18 protein-coding genes are annotated in these 19,132 nt (G+C 73.9%); 7 read left to right on the top strand and 11 right to left on the bottom strand.

The window, feature by feature from the left end:
• Window position 1: 1 nt before the first annotated feature.
• Window positions 2-1,066 (bottom strand): DUF4349 domain-containing protein, encoded by a 1,065-nt coding sequence (locus tag OG435_RS42360; protein ID WP_266885728.1) that lies wholly within the window; start codon window positions 1,064-1,066, stop codon window positions 2-4.
• Between the two features lie 174 nt (window positions 1,067-1,240).
• Here OG435_RS42360 and hemG point away from each other — a divergent pair, with 174 nt between their 5' ends.
• Together hemG and hemQ are read left to right on the top strand one after the other, a co-directional pair.
• Window positions 1,241-2,734, top strand: a complete 1,494-nt coding sequence (hemG, locus tag OG435_RS42355) for a protoporphyrinogen oxidase (protein ID WP_266885726.1) — start codon at window positions 1,241-1,243, stop codon at window positions 2,732-2,734.
• Window positions 2,735-2,738: 4 nt separating this feature from the next.
• Window positions 2,739-3,452 carry a hydrogen peroxide-dependent heme synthase gene (hemQ, locus tag OG435_RS42350; protein WP_243331434.1) on the top strand — a complete coding sequence of 238 codons (714 nt, stop codon included), beginning with the start codon at window positions 2,739-2,741 and terminating at the stop codon, window positions 3,450-3,452.
• A 103-nt stretch (window positions 3,453-3,555) separates the two neighbouring features.
• Here hemQ and OG435_RS42345 read toward each other — a convergent pair whose 3' ends face one another.
• The 5 genes from OG435_RS42345 to OG435_RS42325 form a co-directional block, all read right to left on the bottom strand.
• A complete protein-coding gene (locus tag OG435_RS42345; RefSeq protein WP_266885723.1) occupies window positions 3,556-5,334 on the bottom strand; it encodes an alpha/beta hydrolase in 1,779 nt (592 codons plus the stop codon).
• 81 nt (window positions 5,335-5,415) lie between these two features.
• Complete coding sequence (locus OG435_RS42340) at window positions 5,416-6,201, bottom strand: TIGR04222 domain-containing membrane protein (protein WP_266885721.1); 786 nt, start codon at window positions 6,199-6,201, stop codon at window positions 5,416-5,418.
• Between the two features lie 83 nt (window positions 6,202-6,284).
• Window positions 6,285-7,364, bottom strand: coding sequence for a TIGR04222 domain-containing membrane protein (locus tag OG435_RS42335; protein WP_266885719.1), 1,080 nt, complete (start codon window positions 7,362-7,364; stop codon window positions 6,285-6,287).
• Window positions 7,361-8,734: a DUF692 domain-containing protein gene (locus OG435_RS42330; RefSeq protein WP_266885717.1), complete on the bottom strand. Its 1,374-nt coding sequence runs from the start codon at window positions 8,732-8,734 to the stop codon at window positions 7,361-7,363. The genes OG435_RS42335 and OG435_RS42330 overlap by 4 nt, the downstream gene beginning before the upstream one ends.
• Before the next feature lie 211 nt (window positions 8,735-8,945).
• Window positions 8,946-9,704 (bottom strand): aminoacyl-tRNA hydrolase, encoded by a 759-nt coding sequence (locus OG435_RS42325; protein ID WP_266885715.1) that lies wholly within the window; start codon window positions 9,702-9,704, stop codon window positions 8,946-8,948.
• Between the two features lie 71 nt (window positions 9,705-9,775).
• On the opposite strand from OG435_RS42325, the gene OG435_RS42320 reads away from it, so the two are divergent.
• Window positions 9,776-10,450 carry an AIM24 family protein gene (locus OG435_RS42320; RefSeq protein WP_266885713.1) on the top strand — a complete coding sequence of 225 codons (675 nt, stop codon included), beginning with the start codon at window positions 9,776-9,778 and terminating at the stop codon, window positions 10,448-10,450.
• Between the two features lie 34 nt (window positions 10,451-10,484).
• Window positions 10,485-10,694: a hypothetical protein gene (locus OG435_RS42315; protein ID WP_266885711.1), complete on the top strand. Its 210-nt coding sequence runs from the start codon at window positions 10,485-10,487 to the stop codon at window positions 10,692-10,694.
• A gap of 22 nt (window positions 10,695-10,716) precedes the next feature.
• Here the strand turns inward: OG435_RS42315 and OG435_RS42310 are convergent, their stop codons facing one another.
• The 5 genes from OG435_RS42310 to zapE all read right to left on the bottom strand — a co-directional run bounded on the left by OG435_RS42310 (window position 10,717) and on the right by zapE (window position 16,219).
• The gene (locus OG435_RS42310; RefSeq protein ID WP_266885709.1) at window positions 10,717-11,655 is read right to left on the bottom strand and encodes a polysaccharide deacetylase family protein; all 939 of its coding nucleotides are present in this window, start codon (window positions 11,653-11,655) and stop codon (window positions 10,717-10,719) included.
• 17 nt (window positions 11,656-11,672) lie between these two features.
• Window positions 11,673-12,503, bottom strand: a complete 831-nt coding sequence (locus tag OG435_RS42305) for a PPK2 family polyphosphate kinase (RefSeq protein ID WP_266886553.1) — start codon at window positions 12,501-12,503, stop codon at window positions 11,673-11,675.
• A gap of 587 nt (window positions 12,504-13,090) precedes the next feature.
• Window positions 13,091-14,488, bottom strand: a complete 1,398-nt coding sequence (locus OG435_RS42300) for an alkaline phosphatase PhoX (RefSeq protein WP_266885707.1) — start codon at window positions 14,486-14,488, stop codon at window positions 13,091-13,093.
• 132 nt (window positions 14,489-14,620) lie between these two features.
• A complete protein-coding gene (locus OG435_RS42295; protein ID WP_266885705.1) occupies window positions 14,621-15,046 on the bottom strand; it encodes an OsmC family peroxiredoxin in 426 nt (141 codons plus the stop codon).
• Window positions 15,047-15,109: 63 nt separating this feature from the next.
• Window positions 15,110-16,219 carry a cell division protein ZapE gene (gene zapE, locus OG435_RS42290; protein WP_266885703.1) on the bottom strand — a complete coding sequence of 370 codons (1,110 nt, stop codon included), beginning with the start codon at window positions 16,217-16,219 and terminating at the stop codon, window positions 15,110-15,112.
• A 36-nt stretch (window positions 16,220-16,255) separates the two neighbouring features.
• Here zapE and OG435_RS42285 point away from each other — a divergent pair, with 36 nt between their 5' ends.
• The 3 genes from OG435_RS42285 (at window position 16,256) to murC (ending at window position 19,127) form a co-directional block, all read left to right on the top strand.
• A complete protein-coding gene (locus OG435_RS42285) occupies window positions 16,256-17,035 on the top strand; it encodes a pyrimidine reductase family protein (RefSeq protein WP_266885701.1) in 780 nt (259 codons plus the stop codon).
• A 147-nt stretch (window positions 17,036-17,182) separates the two neighbouring features.
• Window positions 17,183-17,650, top strand: coding sequence for an indole-3-glycerol phosphate synthase (locus OG435_RS42280; RefSeq protein WP_266885699.1), 468 nt, complete (start codon window positions 17,183-17,185; stop codon window positions 17,648-17,650).
• Between the two features lie 82 nt (window positions 17,651-17,732).
• Window positions 17,733-19,127 (top strand): UDP-N-acetylmuramate--L-alanine ligase, encoded by a 1,395-nt coding sequence (murC, locus tag OG435_RS42275; protein ID WP_266885697.1) that lies wholly within the window; start codon window positions 17,733-17,735, stop codon window positions 19,125-19,127.
• Window positions 19,128-19,132: the final 5 nt, after the last annotated feature.

Genomic DNA, 19,132 nt, shown 5'->3' with positions numbered 1-19,132 from the left:
TTCAGTCCTGGACCGGTGGCGGCGTCGCGCCAGGCCGCGACGGATTCACCGGCCGCGCCGGATTCACCGGCTGCGCCGGTGTGGCCGCCGTGTGGCCGGGCCAGACCGGCCCGTTCTGCGCGGGCAGGCGCCGCGCCGTGGGGAAGTCGGGCTTCTCCTTCGCCGGCCGCCACTTGCGGTACTGCCGGAAGCAGAGCGCCAGGAAGGCGCCCGACAGCAGGAACGGGGAGGCCGCCGCGAGGGCCATCAGCAGGTACTGGACCGCGGTCGCGAAGACGGCCCAACCGCCCACCAGGGCGTCGAAGAAGCCCGGATCGGGCTTCTCGGGCGCCTTCACCGGCTGCTTGGACGGCTCCGAGAACGTCAGGGTGATCGTGCCGAGCGAGGTCTGGTCCTTGAGCGCCGTCTGCTGGGCGAGCAGCGACTCCAGATCGGCCTGGCGCTTGCTGAGCTCGGCCTCCAGCGTCACCACCTCGCTCAGCCCCGAGGCCTTCTCCATCATCTCGCGCACCCGCGTCACGCTCGCCTGCTGGGACTTGACCCGGCTGTCGACGTCCGCGACCTTCTGCGTCACGTCCTGCGCCTCGACCTTGCGGTCCAGGAGCTTTCCGCTGCCCTCCATGGCGGCCAGCACCGCGTCGAAGCGCTCGCCCGGCACCCGCAGGGTCACGGTCGAGGTCATCACCCCGTCACCGTCGCGCTTGGTGGTCTCGTTGCCCACGTACCCGCCCGCGTTCTCCGCCGCCGTCCGGGCCCCGGCCGTCGCCTTCTGGGCGTCCGCCGTCTCCACGGTCAGCGTCGCCGTGCGGATGATCTGGGTGCGCGCGGCGGGAGCCTGCGGCTGGTTCTTGTCCGCACCCGGCGCCGGGGCGCCCGAAGCCGCCGGGGCCGGGGCCGCGCCGTTCCCGGCCGCCTCCCGCTGCCCGGGTGCCGCCGCGTCCGACTTGGCCATGGACTTGTCGTCGCCCCCCGCCGCGCAGCCGGTGAGCGCGAGCGCCCCGGCCAGGGAGAGGGCGGCCAGAGCCGTCGCAGGGCGCCGTCCGAACCGTCTGTACTGGGTGTGCATCGTGTGTGCCCCCGAGGAATCGCCGGATGCGCGGACAGGCCGCCGCGCCGCTGTCGCCGTTGTGACGTCCGGCACCCCGCCCCGGGTTTCGAAACCACGGTCCCGAGCTGATGCCGAAGCGGTCACGGTCAGGCCTCGGCGTTCGCCCGATGAGGGGTCTGAGACGATGTGTCCATGCACGAAGCGGACACGCGTACGGACCGGCCGGCCCCCGCCGGCCACGTCGTCGTCATCGGCGGCGGGATCGCGGGCCTCGCGGCGGCCCACCGGCTGCTCGCCGAGGGCCTGCGCGTCACCCTCCTGGAGGCCGGCCCGCGCCTTGGCGGCAAGCTTCGCTCGGGCGAACTGGCGGGCCTGCGCGTGGACCTCGGTGCCGAATCCGTACTCGCCCGCCGCCCCGAAGCGCTCGAACTGGCCCGCGCCGTGGGCCTCGGCGAGGCTCTGCAGCCCCCCGCCACCGCCACCGCCCGCCTGTGGACCCGCGGCGCGCTGAGGCCCCTGCCGGGCGGTCACGTCATGGGCGTCCCCGGCGACCTGGGCCCGCTCGCCGCCTCCGGAGTACTCTCCGCCGAGGGCCTGGCCCGGGCCGCGGCCGAAGACACCCTGGAGCCGCAGGAGATCGGCGAGGACGTGGCCCTCGGCGAGTACGTCGCCGCCCGCCTGGGCCACGAGGTCGTCGACCGGCTCGTGGAACCGCTCCTCGGCGGGGTCTACGCCGGCAACCCCTACCGCATCTCGATGCGGGCCGCCGTCCCGCAGCTCTTCGAGGCCGCCCGCACCCACGCCTCCCTGGGCGAGGGCGTACGGGAACTGCAGGCCCGGGCGGCCCGGTCGGGGCAGACCGGTCCCGTCTTCTCCGGCATCGACGGCGGCATCGGCAGGCTCCCGCTCGCCGTGGCCGAGGCCTGCCGGGCGGCCGGGGCCCGGATCCTCCTCGACGCCCCCGCGCGCGAGCTGACCCGTACCGCCACCGGCTGGCGCGTGGTCGCCGACGGTGCGGACGGCGCCGAGGTCATCGAGGCCGACGGCGTGGTCGTGGCCGTCCAGGCCGGGCCCGCCGCCCGGCTGCTCGACCGGATCGCGCCCGCCGCCGCCACCGAGCTGCGCGGGGTCGAGTACGCCTCCATGGCCCTGGTCACGATGGCCCTGCGCCGCTCCGAGCTGCCCGCCGGCATCGCCGACGGCGGCGCGAGCGGGTTCCTCGTACCGCCCGTGGACGGCCGGACGATCAAGGCCTCGACCTTCTCCAGCAACAAGTGGGCCTGGGCCGGGGCCGATCCCGACCTCTTCCTGCTGCGCACCTCCGTCGGCCGCCACGGCGACGAGGGCGACCTCGAGCGGTCCGACGAGGAACTGGTCGAGGTCTCCCTCGCCGACCTCGGCGAGGCCGTGGGCCTCGCGCCCACCGCCCGCCCGGTGGCCTCCACCGTCACTCGCTGGGACGGCGGCCTGCCTCAGTACCCCGTCGGCCACCTCGGCAAGGTGGCCCGGATCCGCTCCGCCGTCGCGGCCCTGCCGGGCCTCGCGGTGTGCGGAGCGCTGTACGACGGGGTCGGCATCCCGGCCTGCATCGCGAGCGCGGGCAAGGCCGCCGACGTGGTGATCGCCACGTTGGGGGCCGCTGGGGCACCCCTGGCACCGACCACTGATCAGCACACGGGACAATAGACGCATGACTGCACCAGAGAAGATTCCCAACGCGGGGAAGAAGGCGAAGGACCTCAACGAGGTCATCCGCTACACCCTGTGGTCCGTCTTCAAGCTGAAGGACGTGCTCCCCGAGAACCGCGCCGGCTTCGCCGACGAGGTCCAGGAGCTGTTCGACCAGCTGGCCGCCAAGGACATCACCGTCCGCGGCACCTATGACGTCTCCGGCCTGCGCGCCGACGCGGACATCATGATCTGGTGGCACGCGGAGACCTCCGACGAGCTGCAGACCGCCTACAACCTGTTCCGCCGCACCAAGCTGGGCCGCGCGCTGGAGCCGGTCTGGTCGAACATGGCCCTGCACCGTCCGGCCGAGTTCAACAAGTCCCACATCCCGGCCTTCCTGGCCGACGAGACGCCGCGCGACTACGTCAGCGTCTACCCCTTCGTGCGCAGCTACGACTGGTACCTGCTGCCCGACGAGGACCGCCGCCGCATGCTCAAGGACCACGGCATGATGGCCCGCGGCTACCCCGACGTGCGTGCCAACACCGTCGCCTCCTTCTCGCTCGGCGACTACGAATGGCTGCTGGCCTTCGAGGCCGACGAGCTGTACCGCATCGTCGACCTCATGCGCCACCTGCGCGCCTCCGAGGCCCGCATGCACGTCCGCGAAGAGGTGCCCTTCTACACCGGGCGCCGCAAGTCCGTCGCCGATCTGGTGGCCGGACTCGCCTAGAGACCTCCCCTGGGGGGAAGGACCGGAGGACCTGACCTGTGTCCTCCGGGGATCGGGAGGCCCTGCCCCCGAATCGACGCAGCCGGAGATCCCGCCCGGAAGTTCAGACGACTGGCGGCAGCAGTGCCCTGGGGTGCCCCCGGGCAGTCGTTGCCCGGTCGTCCAGCGACACCGGTGCGGGCTCCGGATGCGGCGCACACGTGACACGCCACCCCGAGGTGTCACCTGTCAGCAAGTACCGCTCCACGTGAGCATCCACGCAGCCATTGCGTCCGCCGACCACCCCGTGGGTGCCGGCCCCCTCCTCCGTCACCAGCCCGGCCCGCGGCCCGAGCCGCCGCTGGAGCTCCAGCGCGCCCCCGTACGGGGTGGCGCCGTCCCGTTCGGCCGCGACGATCAGCGTGCGGGGGAGCGGAGCGTCCGGCCGTGACCCTACGTCCACCGGCCGCTGCCGTTCGCGCACCGGCCAGAAGGCGCAGGGCAGGTTCAGGAAGGCGTTGGCCCAGGTCTCGAAGGGGGCCGTACGGGCCAGTTCGGTGTTGTCGCGGTCCCAGGTCTCCCAGTCGGCGGGCCACGGGGCGTCGTTGCACAGGGTCGCCGTGTAGACGGCGGTGGCGTTCTCCCCCTCGACGGCCGCCGCCGGGTCCGGGGCGGCGAGCGAGACGAGCGGGCGCGGATCACCGCGCAGGAACGCCGCCAGGGCCGCGGCGCGCCCCGGCCAGACCTCGTCGTAGTACGCGGCCCGCAAGTACGCGGAGTGCAGCTGCCCGGTGCCGACCACCCCGCCCGCCGGTTCGCGGGCCAGCGCGGCCCGGACCCGCTCGTAACTCGCCTGCACCGCCTCGGGGGTGGAGCCCAGCCCGTACGCGGCGTGGTGGCGGGCCGCCCAGGCACGGAAGTCGGCCCAGCGGCGCTCGAAAGCGGGGGCCTGGGCGAGGTTGTTGCCGTACCAGACCTTGCGCGGATCGGGGTCGACGGCCGAGTCGAGGACCATCCGGCGGACGTGGCCGGGGTAGAGGGTGGCGTAGACCGCACCGAGGTAGGTGCCGTACGAGGCCCCCATGAAGGTCAGCCGGCTCTCGCCGAGCGCGGCGCGCAGCACGTGCAGGTCGCGGACGTTGTTCAGGGTCGTGTACGAGCCGAGGGCGGCCCCGGCCCGCTCCGCGCAGCCACGGGCGTAGGCCCGCGCGGCGGCGATCCGGGACTCCTTGGCGGCGGCGTCCGGCTGGGCCCCGGCGGCCCCGGCCGGGGCGCGGCCGTACTGCGCCGGGTCCTGGCAGGACAGCGGGCGCCCCGAGCGGCCCACCCCGCGCGGGGCGTAGCCCACGAGGTCGTAGGCGGCCCCGACGCGGCGCCACTCGGGCAGGTCCGCGACGAGAGGGAAGAACAGGCCGTTGCCGCCCGGTCCGCCGGGGTTGTAGACGAGCGCCCCCTGGCGCCCGGCCCCGCCCGCGCCGGAGGCGGCGACCCGGCTGACGAGGATCTGCGTCTGCTCCCCGAAGGGCCGGGCGTAGTCGACCGGGACCCGGAGCGTGCCGCACCGCACGTCCGGCCCGAGTCCCTCGGCGACGGGGCAGGGCCCGAACTCCAGGCCGTCGCGGGAACCCTGACGGTCCGGCGCCGGATCCCGGCCCGGGCCCGGCAGCCCCCCGCGCGCGGCGGCGGCCCCGGCCAGCCGGGCCACGAGCTCGGCCCCGGCGGCCTCGGCGGCCACCCGGGCGGCCCCGGCGGGGCCCGAGGGCGATGGGCCCGAAGCCGATGGGCCCGCCGTCACCCCGGGCGGGCCCGGGGGAGCGGCCTCGGCGCCGGAGGTCATCGGCGGGGAAGCGGCCAGCGCGAGGGCGGCCAGCGCGACCGTGGCGGACACCCGGGGCATGCGCATGGCGGGCCTTTCATCTCATCGGACCCCCCGATGAGATCCGGCGGGCGGCCTCCTGTACAGGACCACCGGCCGGTGTCGCGCTCAATGCCCCCGTTGCCGCGGAATCCGCCCCCGCCTGCCGTAGGTGAGCGCCGCCCGCACCTCCGGATCGGTGACCGCGCGCCGCCCCCGCAGGGCCACCGCGGTGAGCGAGTCCGGCGCGCCCTGCTCCCGCCCCAGCTCCGCGAGGAGCCGCCGGCCGGCGGGGGAGGCCCACCCGGACTGCCCGTGCCCCTCGACGCGGGCTATGGCCAGGCAGCCCAGCGCGAGGATCAGCGGCAGCGCGAACCAGCACAGGATCATCGTGGTCGTGGTCCCCGGATCGGGCACGCACAGCGCCGCCACCGCCATGGCGAGGACCAGCACGGTGGCCTGCCGGACCGACCGGACCCCCGAGTGGATCTCCCGCCGGGCCCCGTCCCGCGACGTGAGCCCGGCTTCTCCGAGCCGGTCCGCGAGGGCCCGTACGGCCGGATCCCGCGCCACGGCCGACCGTACGGAGGTCACCGGCTCCTGACCGTCCGGCCCGAAGGCGCCGAGCACCGAGCGCTCGTGCGGATCGCGCCCCACCGGGTCGACCACGGTCGCCCAGCCGGTGTGCGCGAGCAGCAGCCGCCGCTGGCGCTGCATCGACAGCAGCGTCAGCTCGGCCACCCGCTCCGGGCCACCGGCGAGGTAGGCGGCCTCGTACAGGTTCAGCTCGTCGTGGTGGTGGTGCGCGCCGGTGACCTGCGGGGGCTCCGACAGTTCGGAGGCGGCCTTCAGGAGGCGGGTGCACGCGAACAGCAGCCCTGCCCAGGCGAGGAGGAGGAACAGGACCCAGAACATGACCGAGTTCTACAAGACGTGGAACGCCCGGTACAGCCCTGTGCCGAGGTGTGAGCAGCTCGTGACGGGCCTGTGATGGCCGGTCAGGAACTGCTGCCGCAGCTGGAACCGGACGAACTGCTGCAACTCGATCCGCTGGAGCCGCTGGAACAACTCGACCCGCCGGAGCCGCCGGAACAGCTGGACCCGCTGGATCCGCCGCCCCCGCAACCGCTCCCGGAGGACCCGCAGCCCGACCCCGAGGAGCAGCCGCTCCCACCGGAGGACCCGCAGCTCGACCCGCCGGATCCGCCGCCGTCGGAGCCCGCGCACCAGACGACGGGGAGCACCGCGGCACCCGATTCCCAGTCGGATCCCGAACCGCCGGAGCGGGTACGGGACTGGGCCGCCGCCAGCCGGGTCCCGCGGGCCGCCGGCACCAGCTGCTCGCGCAGGTACGGGTCCCGCAGGCCCCGCAGCCCGAACAGCGAGGTCTGGACGTACGGGCTCTGGTCGGCCCCGTAGTACGCGCGGATGGCGCGCAGCGCCTCGGCCCCGGCCGGGGTGATCCGCTGCCGGGCGCGGGAGGCCCCGACGGTGCCGACGACGATTCCGCCCAGCAGCACGGGCAGCACCTCCACGATGAACGGCACGGGGAAGCTCACGGGCCCGTCCTGCAGCGCGAAGGCGACGAAGGACAGCGGCAGCGAGAGCACCAGCAGCACCCCGCACACCACGGCCTGCACCACCCCGTGGCGCAGCCAGCGGTGGCGGCCGCCCGGCGTCGCGATCAGCCCGCGGGCGGCCAGCGCGTCGCCGGTCTCCTGTACGGCCGGGTCCCGCATGGCGGCGTAGCGGATCTGGTAGAGCCATCCGGACGGGGCGCCCTGGCAGGCCTGGAGCACGGCCCGCTGCGCGGGGTCGCCGCCCCGCACGCCGGGCCGGACCTGGACGATGCCGGGCCCGCCGACGAGCATCCGGCCGTCGCAGAGCAGCGAGACGAGCGCGGCGTCCACCACCGCGCCGGGCCCGCCGGCCATGAACGCGGCCTCGGACAGGTCGTGCAGGCGCGGGGCGGGGCCGAGGGTGGCCGGCCGCGACCGCCGCAGGCCGCGCAGGAGCTGGACGCTGGAGGCGATGACACCGATCCAGACGGCCACGGCGAGGAAGTCGAAGAAGTTCACGCCGCCCTCCCCACGAGGGCGCGGGCCCAGCGGACGGCCCGGCCCGGTGGCCGTGCCCCGGCCCGGTCCCGCCACCAGAGCGTGAGCCGGCGCCGCGCGGCGGGGTCGGCGGGCAGGTCCCGGACGAGCAGGTGCTCGGCGAAGTCCATCGCGTCGCGCCGGTACCCGCCGGTCATGGGCCGGTGCCGGGCGTACCCGAGGAAGGCCTCCCGGTACGCGTCCTCCCCGCCCAGGATCCCGGTCAGCTCGGGCGCCACCCCGGCCACGATCCCGGCCCGCTTGGCCGCGAGCGCCCGCGCTTGCACGCGCACCCGCTGCCGGTCGAACCCCTCGGGCACGGGAGTCCCGGCAACCAGCGCCGACAACAGCGCGGCCTGCCCGATCCCGACCCGCGTCCGCGCGGAGTCGAGCCCGACTCCGCTCCCGGCTCCGTCGGCGTCCGGGGCCGGGTCGGAGCCCGATCCAGCCTCGCCGGCGTTTGAGGCGCGGGTCCGGGCGGAGCCCGGGGAACGGTGGAAGGGAGGGTAGGGGACAGCCCCCGCAGGGCCGCCCAGCACCCCGCGGATCGCGGCCAGCTCACCCGCCAGCTCCGCCTCCGGCGGAAAGTCGTCGTCCCGCTCCAGCAGCACACCCGGCGGGTCCACCCGGGAGCGGAGCTCCGCCAGCACATCCAGCACCACACCCGGCACGGGATGCGCATGCGTGTCGTGCCACACCCCACCCCGCTCCACACCCCCGGCAACGTGCACGTACGCCAGCGCCTCCAGCGGGATCCCGTCCAGCACGGCGACCGGGTCCTCCCCCCGGTTGACCCGGTTGGTGTGCAGGTTGGCCACGTCGATCAGCAGCCGCACCCCGGTCCGCTCCACGAGCTCGGTCAGGAACTGCGCCTCGGTGAGCTCCTCCCCGGGCCACGACACCAGCGCCGCGATGTTCTCCAGCGCGAGCGGCACCGGCAGCGCGTCCTGCGCGATCCGCACGTTCTCGCAGAGCACGTCCAGCGCGTCCCGGGTCCGTGCCACGGGCAGCAGGTGCCCGGCTTCGAGCACCGGTCCCGGCGCCACCGAGGAGGTCCGTACGAAGGCGATGTGCTCGGTGACCAGCGGAGCCCCCAGCGCCACCGCCCGCTCCCCGAGCGCGGCCAGCTTCGCCGGGTCCGGGCGGTCGGCGCCGCCGATGCCCAGCGAGACTCCGTGCGGCACCACGCGGACCCCGCGTTCGAGCAGCCGCAGCAGGGACTCCGGCAGGTGGCCGGGGCAGATGTTCTCCGCCACGACCTCGACCCAGTCCAGACCCGGCAGGCCTTCCACCGCCGCCGCGATCTCCGGCCGCCAGCCGATGCCCACCCCCAGGTGTGCCATGGGCTTCATGTCCCCTCGCCCCCTCTCATCGGTCCGTGTGCCGATGTCATGGCCCCGACGGAGCGGCGCCAATCCGACCAGGGGGACGTTCAGAGCAACATTTGAGGTTCCCGGCCCGGACGACGTCCCGGATGCCGGAACGGACGGGCCGCGCGACCCGGTGCCCCGACCCGGTGCCACGGCCCCCGACCCGGTGCCACGGCCCCGCGCCCCGGCCGCGCTACAGCCGCGCCCGCAGCGCCGGATGGTCCGCGACCACCGTGCACGAGCCGGGGGCGATCTCCGTGAACCCCGCGTCCCGGACCACCGGCAGCCCGCTCCCGGACAGCTCCGTCCACCGCTCGCGCGCGGCCGTCCGTACGGCCAGCCGGAAGCCGGACTCCCGCCACGCGGTCCGCTCCGGGCCGGTCAGTTCCCACCACGCGAGCTGCGCCGCGTGCCCGGCCTGGGCCATGGCCTTGCCGGCCGACATGTCCAGGTCCGGGTTGAGCCAGAGGACCGGCAGCCCGGCCTCCGCCGGGGCGACCGGCTCCGGGTCGTCCAGGTCGGTGCCCGACACCTGGAGCTTGGCCAGCTCCTTGGGCCAGCCGTCGAGCGGGATCGGCGGGAAGACCCGTACCTCCGAGTCCGCGCCGTGCACCGTGAGGCCCGGCAGGGTCCCGGCCTTGCGCCACTCCGCCCCGCGCGCCCTGCGCACCACCTTGCGGATCCGCGCGTCCTGCCAGTCCCGGACCGCCGCCGCCCACTCGCCCTCGCCGGCCGACCGCTCGTCGGTGAGCAGGACGAGCACCGCGCGGGCGGCCGTCTCCAGGGCGTCGGTCCGGGCCGGCGGCTCCGTCTTCTCGATCCGCACGACCAGCGGGAGGACGTACTGCGGTGCGTCGTCGCGGGCGATCCGCTCCTGCCGGAAGGGGCTGTCGGACCCGACTGCGGGTACTGCGGGTACAAGGGTGCTGTGGCGCGTGTCCTCGGTGCTCATCCGGCCAAGGATGCCAGCCTCCGCCTCCAGGCTGATGCCCGAGGGGCCCGCGGCGGGCGAGGATCGACGGCATGAAGAGCGACCTTTTCGCGTCCGGGAACCAGGCCGAGGCGTCCGCCGTGCCCGGTATGACCCTGCAGAACGCCACGTCAGTGAAGTACGCCGTCAACGGTGAGATGCTCGCCCGCCAGGGCTCGATGGTCGCCTTCCGGGGGAACCTGCAGTTCGAGCGCAAGGGACAGGGCATCGGCGGCATGCTCAAGCGCGCCGTCACGGGCGAGGGGCTCGCGCTGATGTCCGTACGCGGGCAGGGCGAGGCCTGGTTCGCGCACCGGGCAGGCCACTGCTTCATCATCGAGTTCGAGCCCGGCGACGCGCTCACCGTCAACGGCCGCAACGTCCTGTGCTTCGACCCGACCCTCGGCTACGAGATAAAGATGCTCAAGGGCGCCGGCATGACCGGCGGCGGCCTCTTCAACAGCCTCTTCACCGGCACCGGAAAGCTCGCCGTTGTCTGCGACGGGAACCCGATCGTCATCCCGGTCACCCCGCAGAGCCCGGTCTACGTGGACACCGACGCGGTGGTCGGCTGGAGCGCCCGCCTGGAGACGGCGCTGCACCGTTCCCAGTCCGTCGGCTCGATGATCCGCGGCGGCTCCGGCGAGGCCGTCCAGCTGAAGCTCAGCGGCGAGGGGTTCGTCATCGTCCGCCCGAGCGAGGCCACCGAGTCGGCCGCCGCCCACTGACCGCACGCACGGTGAGCTGGGTAGGCTCGTACGCATGGACCAGACGGAGCAGCACGCGCCCGATACCTCCGACCCTTCGTACTGTCCCGCCCCCGCGGCCCCCGCCGGGCGGGTGCCCGGGCCGCCCTACGCCGACTGCGTGGAGTGCGGGAAGCCCACCGAGTACGGGGTCGCGACACCGGGCGTGGTGCTGTGCCCGGTGTGCGAATGGCAGGACGCGCAGCGCACGGCCTGCTCCGGCTGAGGCCGGAGCAGGGGGCCGCGGGCTACTTCCCGATGAGGTCGGAGACCTTGACGAAGCGGTAGCCGCGCTTGCGCAGCTCCGGGACGATCGTGCGGATGGCCTCCTCGGTGACCGGGGCGGCGCTGCGCGTGCAGTGCATGACCACGACCGAGCCGGGCTTCACCCCGGCCAGGACCTGTTCGGCCACCGCGTCGGGATCCTTCGCGAACGCGTCCCCGCTGACCACGTCCCACTGGACGGCCGTGACCTTGGCCGTGGAGATCGCCCGCAGCGCCTGGTCGTCGTAGCAGCCGCCGGGGAAGCGGAAGTACGGGACGGTGTTGACCGCGCCCGCCTTGCGGAAGGCCTCGAAGGCCCGGTCCACGTCGGCGCGGGCGGCGGCCTCGTCGAGGGTGGGGAGCCCGTAGCACGGGGACTTGAAGGCGTGGTGGCTGTACGAGTGGTTCGCGATCTCGAAGTTCGGGTCCGTGCCGATGGACTTCGCCTGGTCCGGGTACTCCTCGGCCCAGCGGCCCGTCATGAAGACCGTCGAGGGCACCTTGAGGCTGCGCAGCGTGGAGATCAGCTGCGGGTTGTCGAAGTGTTCCCCGCCCGCCGCGCGCGGCCCCTGGTCGGAGGTCATGTCGGCGTCGAAGGTCAGCGCGACCGTCTTGTCGGTCCGCTGCTTCGCGCGGTCGAAGACGGGGGTCAGACCGCCCGGACCAGGAGCCATGGTCGGCACCTTGTCGGGGGCGCCGGCCTGCGGGGAAGCCGGCGGACTGCTCCGGGGGCTCGCCGGCGGGGCGGCGGAGCCCGCGGTGGAAGGGGAGGCGGAGGCCGGGGCGGAGGGGGCCGCGGAGACTCCCATCCGGGCCTGGCCGCCGGCGCCCGGGGTAGCGGCGCCGCCCCCGCACGCGGCGAGGGCGGCACTGAGAGCTGCTACGGCCGCGACGGCAGCCGTCCTGCGCACTGAGATGGTCACATGCGCAAAATATATGACTATGTGGCAAGCAGACGGGTGCGGCACTCCTCCACGTCGAAGTCACCCTTCGGGTACTGCGGAGCGATGCCCTCCAGATGCTCCAGCAGCAGTTTGCTGATCGCCCAGTTGCGGTACCACTTCCGGTCCGAGGGGACGACGTACCAGGGCGCGGCGTCCGTGGAGCAGCGCTCCAGGGCCAGCTCGTACGCCTGCTGGTACGCGGGCCACACCGAGCGCTCCTCGATGTCGCCCACGTTGAACTTCCAGTGCTTGTCCGGGTTGTCGAGCCGCTCCACGAGCCGCTTGCGCTGCTCCTCGTAGCCGATGTGGAGGAAGACCTTCACCACGGTGACGCCGTCGCCGGCGAGGGACTTCTCGAACCGGTTGATCTGCGCGTAGCGGCGGCCCAGCTGACTGCGCGGCACCAGGTCGCGGACGCGGGCGATGAGGACGTCCTCGTAGTGCGAACGGTCGAAGATGCCGATCTCGCCCGGCTGGGGGAGCGCCTTCATGACGCGCCAGAGGAAGGGGTGGTTCTGCTCCTCCGGCGTGGGGGCCTTGAAGGCCTTGATCCGGCAGCCCGAGGGGTTGAACAGGCCGATCACGTGCTTGACGGTGCCGCCCTTGCCGCTGGTGTCCATGCCCTGGAGCACGAGCAGGACCCGGCGGCGGTCGCCCGCGGTGCTGGCCGCGTAGAGCCGTTCCTGGAGGGAGGCGAGCCGTTCACCCATCTGGGCGGTGGCCGCCACGCCGGCGGCCTTGTCGGTGGGACCGGCCGGGGTCCCTCCGGGGTGGAAGGACCCGAGGTCGACGCGCTCGCCGGTGGGGACGCGGAGCAGGGGGCTCAGGGGGGTGTCGTACCCGTACTCGTACCCGAGGCCGTGGCCCGCGGACTTGCGGGCGGCGCCCTTGGAGCCTTTGCCGTTCTCGGCGGAGATGCGGAGCAGCTCGCGCAGGGAGAGGGGCTTGGACTTGGGCTTCCCGCCGCCGGCTGCGGGCTCGGCCTTCTCGCCCTTGGCGGCCGGGGCCGGTTCCGCGGCCTTCTCGGCGGTGGCCTGGGGGGTCTTGCGGACCTTCGGCGCCTTGGCGGGCTTCTCGGAGCCGGCGCCCTTGGCGGCCCTGGCCGTCGCCTCGGCCTCGGGCTTCGCCTTGGCCGGCCTGTCCGCCTTGCCCGCCTTCTCAGCCTTGGCCGCCTTCTCCACCTTCTCCGCCTTGGCCGATGCCCCGGGCTTCGCCTTCTCGCCCTTGGCGCCCTTGGTGGACTTGCTGTCCTTCTTGGCCACCGCTACTACCTCGATCCGTCGACTCCATACGATCCTCCTCCACAACGCGGTGGACCGCGACGTGACGAAAGGCCAGGCCGGGCGGGCCGGAAGGCGGTGCGGTCGGGCCGTAAGGCAGTGCGGGCAGCAGGGGCGGTAACAGGTGTGACGGCTCAGCGCCAGGGACCCGTCACCGCGAAGGTGGTCCCGGGCGTGTACGCGTTCACGTACATGGTCCGGGCGTCCGGGGAGAAGGTGACCCCGGCGAACTCGCCCCACTCCGGCGCCCCCGGCTTCCCGATGTCGTCGGCGTTGTGGGCCATCGGGTAGACCTCGCCGCCGGGGGTCACGCCGAAGACGTACTGCGCGCCGCCGCCGTCCTCGCACACCATCAGTCCGCCGTCGGGGGCCAGGCAGATGTTGTCGGGGGAGTCGCCGGGCAGCTGGACGTCGGCGGCCGGGCCGAAGACCACGTCCAGCCGGAGCCGCGCGCGCCGCGGATCGTAGAACCACACCTGGCCGTGGTGGTCGGCGGGGGCGCCCTCGCCGGTGCGGGAGTAGCTGGAGACGAAGTGGACGCCGCCGTCGCCCCAGTAGCAGCCCTCCAGCTTCTGGGCGTGGGTGATCCCGCCCGGGCCGAAGTCCTGGAGCCGGATCGGGGTCCCGGACGCGGACGGGTCCGGGACGGGCACCCACTCCACCGGGAACTCGGCCCCGGGCTCGTCCACCACCGCCAGGTTCGCCAGTCCGGGGACCCGCAGGGCCTCCAGCTCGCCGCCCGCGCGCAGGGAGCCGAGTCCGCCGAGGGGGCGGGCGGGCAGGAACCGGTAGAACAGCCCGAAGGGTTCGATGAAGGCGTCCTCCGTCTCGTAGACCACACCGCGGTACGGGTCCACGGCGACGGCCTCGTGCGCGAAGCGGCCCATCGCGGTGAGCGGGACGGCGCCGGAGCGGCGGGGGTCGGCGGGGTCGACCTCGAAGACGTAGCCGTGGTCTCGGGTGTAGCCGGCGGTGCCGGCCCGGTCCTCGGTCTCCTCGCAGGACAGCCAGGTGTTCCAGGGAGTACGGCCGCCCGCGCAGTTGACGGCGGTGCCGGCCAGGGCGACGCGCTCGGAGGTGACCCGGCCGGCCGGGTCCAGGTCGAGGAGGGTGCAGCCGCCGAGGGCGTACGGGTCGTAGGTGAGCCCCTCGACGGGAGGGACCCGCAGGGCGGCGGTGGTGCGGTTCTCGTGGTTGCGCACGAGCCGGACGCGGCCCTGCCCGGCGTCGAAGGCGGCCATGCCGTCGAAGTTGCCGGGGACGGTGCCCTCGCCCGAGCGCAGTGGGTCGCCGGCGCGCGACAGGACGCGGTACGTGAATCCGGCGGGCAAATCGAGCAGCCCGGCGGGGTCGGCCACGAGCGGGCCGTAACCGCGGCCGGAGACGGGGGCGGCCGTGCCGGTACCCGTACCCGCGCCCTTGCTGCGCGGGCCCGCTCCGGCTCCGGCTCCCGCTCCGGCGAACAGCACGCCGAGCGATCCGGCGAAGGAGACGGAGGCGGCCGCCAGCAGGCTGCGTCGGCTGAGGTTCATCGGTAACTCCGGGGGCGGGGAGGGGTCTTCGACCGGCCCGTCGTACCACGCCGCCCCGCCGTCCTCGCCGCGCCGCGCGGGCCGGGGTCCGCCCGGGCGGGACCCATCGGTCCGCCCGGGGGGAGCACGGGGCTAGGCCAGCGTCGCGGTGAGGGTGATGGTCGTACCCGTCAGGGCCTGGCTGACCGGGCAGTTCTTCTTGGCGTCCTCGGCGGCCGCCGCGAAGCCCTCGGCATCGAGACCCGGCACCTCGGCGACCACGGTCAGGTGGATGCCGGTGATGCCCTCGCCCGGCTGGAACGTCACGTCGGCCTTGGTCTCTACCCGGGTGGGCGGGGTACCGGCACCGTCGAGGCCGTGCGAGAGGGCCATCGAGTAGCAGCTGGAGTGCGCGGCGGCGATCAGCTCTTCCGGGCTGGTCTTGCCGTTCGCGGCCTCGGCGCGCGAGGGCCAGGAGACGTCGAACGAGCCCTGGCCCGAGGAGTCGAGGGAGACGACGCCGGAACCCTTGAGGAGGTTGCCCTCCCAGTTGGTGTGGGCGGTACGCGTGGTGGCCATGGTGGATCCCTTCGCAGAAGTGGAAACGGCCGGCCCGCGCGGAGCGGCCCGGCGTCCCCAAACCTACTGGGACACCAGGGGCTTCGCGTCGCGTGCCAGCGCGGTGAGCCGCGAGATGGCGCGGAAGTACTTCTTGCGGTAGCCGCCGTTCAGCATCTCGTCACTGAACAGCCGGTCGAAGGGAACGCCCGCCGCCAGGACCGGGACCTCCCGGTCGTACAGCCGGTCGGCCAGGACCACCAGCCGCAGCGCCGTCGACTGGTCCGGGACCGGGCCGACATCGGTGAGGCAGACGGCCGCTATGCCATCGGTCAGGGCCCCGTACCGGCTGGGGTGGACCCGCGCCAGGTGCTCCAGCAGCCCGGGGAAGTCGTCGAGGCTCGCACCCTCGGTGGCGTACGCGGCCTTGGTCACCTGCTCGTCGGAGAACGGCGCGGGAGCCTCGGGCAGGCCGCGGTGGCGGTAGTCCTGGCCGTCGATGCGCAGCGGGCGGAAGTGCGCGGAGAGCCCCTGGATCTCCCGCAGGAAGTCGGCGGCGGCGAAGCGGCCCTCGCCGAGCTTGCCGGGCAGGGTGTTGGAGGTGGCGGCCAGCGCCACGCCCTGCTCGACCAGGCGGCTGAGCAGGGAGGAGACGAGGACGGTGTCGCCCGGGTCGTCGAGCTCGAACTCGTCGATGCACAGCAGGCGGTGCCCGCCGAGGGTCTGCACGGTCTGCTGGAAGCCGAGCGCGCCGACGAGGTTGGTCAGCTCCACGAAGGTGCCGAAGGCCTTGAGCGCAGGCTCGGCCGGGGTGGCGTGCCAGAGGGAGGCGAGCAGGTGGGTCTTGCCGACGCCGTAGCCGCCGTCGAGGTAGACCCCGCGCGGGCCGGTGGGGACTGTGCTCTTCGGGGTCCTCGAGAACCAGCGCTTCTTGCCCGAGCCGCTCGCGTGCGCCCCGCCGAGGCCCGCGGCGAAGTCCGCGAGGACGGTGACGGCCTCGGACTGGCTGGGCTGGGCCGGGTCGGGGTCGTAGGTGTCGAAGCGCACCGCGTCGAAGCGCGGGGGCGGCACCATCTCGGCCACGAGCCGTTCGGCGGGCACCCGCGGCTCGCGGGCGCACAGGGACTGCGGTCCCGCGTCGGCTATCGGGGGCCGCCCGGAGGCTGACGCTGAGGGCGAGAGAGATGTTGACACAGCTCTTAACTCTACGGGGCGTGGCACACTGCACCGATGCGACGCCTGTTCCCTGTGACCGATCAGACATCAGCGGACCCGACCGACCGTGAGTGGTCGCTGGACGAGCTCGCCGAGGCGTACGAGTACCCGGAGCTCGGCCCGGACGGCCGCGGCCACTGGCTGCGGGCCAACATGGTCTCCACTCTGGACGGCGCGGCCCAGCACGACGGGCGTTCGCAGCCGATCTCCGGCGAGACGGACATGCGGATCTTCGGCACCCTGCGGGCCCTGGCCGATGTGATCGTCGTCGGCGCGGAAACGGTTCGCCAGGAGGGCTACCGGCCCGCGCGGGCCCGGGAGGCCTTCGCTGCCCGCCGCGAGGCGGCCGGCCAGCGGCCCGCCGCCGCCATCGCCGTGGTCTCCGCGAGCCTGGACCTGGACTTCTCGCTGCCGCTGTTCTCCTCCCCGCTGGTGCCCACCCTCGTCCTCACGGGCGCCGCCGCCCCCGCCGACCGGGTCGCTCAGGCTGTCAAGGCCGGGGCGCAGGTCGTGGTGGCCGGCGACGGGGCGGGCGTGGACCCGCTACGTGCCGTACGGGAACTCGCGGACCGGGGTCTGCGCCGCCAGCTCACCGAGGGCGGGCCCCGGCTGCTGGGCCAGTTCGTGGCCGCGGACGCGCTGGACGAACTGTGCCTGACGATCTCGCCGGTGCTCACGGCGGGTGACGCCCAGCGGATCTCCGGCGGCCCCTCCGTCACGGTTCCGCACCGGCTCGTACCGGCCTGCCTGCTGGAAGAGGCCGGGTTTCTCTTCACGCGTTACCGTCGGATCTGAAGAGAGGCGGAATTTGTCGTTCCGCTTAGCTTCCGCTGGGCACAGTAGTGGGCAGGTATAACCGCACAGGCCCCGTGCGACAGCGGGGCAGGATGGTTTCCGCAGGGGCCGGCCGGCCGGTCTCGGCCCACGAAGGAGAGGGCGTCCGTGTTCACGAGCGTATTGATGATCGAGCAGCCGCTGACCCCCGTCGACGTGGACTTCGTCACCACCCTCCACGGAGACGAGCAGGTCTCCTTCATCGTCCTCATGCAGCCCCGCGGCGACCGGGACCGGCTGCTGCGCGCCATCGACGACGTAGCGCTCGGTGAGCTTCCCGAGGCCATTCACGAGGGCGACGAGCCCGAGGGCGCGGCCGCCCGCGGCCCGGCCGAACTGGCGCTCGAGCATTCCCTCGCGTCGCTGCGGGCCAAGGGCGCGAAGGCGGTCGGGCAGATCGTCGACGACCACCCGCTCGACAAGCTGAAGGCGGTGGTGGACGAGACCGGCGCCGACGAGGTGATCGTGCTGACCGCCCCGCACTACGTCGAGGAGTTCTTCCACCGGGACTGGGCCTCGCGGGCGCGCCACAAGGTCGGCGTTCCGGTGCTCAAGCTCTTCGCCCACAAGGAATAGGGTGGAGGCGGCCGGACCGCACATCCCCGTAGTGAGCGCACCCGGCTGCCGTACGTACGCACTCGATCCTGGAGCTACCTGCATGAAGCCCGGCCTGCCGACCGCCATGGAACGGCCCCACTTCATCGGCATCGGCGGCGCCGGCATGTCCGGCATCGCGAAGATCCTGGCCCAGCGCGGCGCCAAGGTGGCCGGCAGCGACGCCCGTGACTCCGAGACCGCCCAGGCGCTGCGCGCCCACGGCGCCACGGTGCACATCGGGCACGCCGCCGGTCACCTCGCCGACGACGCCACCTGCGTGGTCGTCTCCAGCGCCATCCGCGCCGACAACCCGGAGCTGGCCCGCGCCGCCGAGCTCGGCATCCCCGTCGTGCACCGCTCCGACGCACTCGCCGGCCTGATGGACGGCCTGCGGCCGATCGCCGTCGCCGGTACCCACGGCAAGACCACCACCACCTCGATGCTGGCCGTCTCCCTCTCGGCGCTGGGCCAGGACCCCTCGTACGCCATCGGCGGCGACCTGGACGCCCCCGGCTCCAACGCCCACCACGGCGAGGGCGACATCTTCGTGGCCGAGGCCGACGAGAGCGACCGCAGCTTCCACACGTACACGCCGCAGGTCGCGATCATCCTCAACGCCGAACTCGACCACCACGCGAACTACGCGTCGATGGAAGAGATCTACGCGTCCTTCGAGACCTTCGTCGGCAAGATCCCGGCCGGTGGCACGCTGGTCATCGCGCACGGCCAGGCGGGCGCGGCCGAGATCGCCGGCCGGGTCGGCGGCAATCCCGACCTGACGGTCGTCACGTACGGCGAGGAGCCCGAGGCCGACGTCCGGATCACCAAGATCACCCCGCGCGGGCTGACCAGCGAGGTCACCGTCGTCATCGACGGCCGGATGCTCACCTTCACCGTCTCGGTGCCCGGCCGCCACTACGCGCACAACGCCGTCGCGGCCCTCGCCGCCGGCGTCGCGCTCGGCATCCCGGCGCACAACCTGGCCTCCGCCCTCGGCAAGTACACCGGGGTCAAGCGCCGCCTCCAGCTCAAGGGCGAGGCCGCCGGGGTCCAGGTCATCGACTCCTACGCGCACCACCCCACCGAGATGACCGCCGACCTGGAGGCCATCCGCGGCGCCGCCGGGGACTCCCGCATCCTGGTCGTCTTCCAGCCCCACCTCTTCTCCCGCACCCAGGAGCTCGGCAAGGAGATGGGCCAGGCCCTCGCCCTCGCCGACGCCTCGGTCGTCCTCGACATCTACCCGGCCCGCGAGGACCCGATCCCGGGGATCACCAGCGAGATCATCATCGACGCCGCGCGCGCCGCCGGCGCCGACGTCACTCCCGAGCACTCCAAGGAAGCCGTCGCTGACGTCATCGCGGGAATGGCCAAGCCCGGCGATCTCGTTCTCACCATGGGTGCGGGCGACGTCACGGACCTGGGGCCGGCCATCCTGGCCCGTCTGTCGAACTGACGGCT

The sequence above is a fragment of the Streptomyces sp. NBC_01264 genome, assembly GCF_026340675.1.
Taxonomy (GTDB): Bacteria; Actinomycetota; Actinomycetes; order Streptomycetales; family Streptomycetaceae; genus Streptomyces.
The sequence above is the reverse complement of the archived record's forward strand: the minus strand, read 5'-3'. Positions and strand labels throughout refer to the sequence as shown.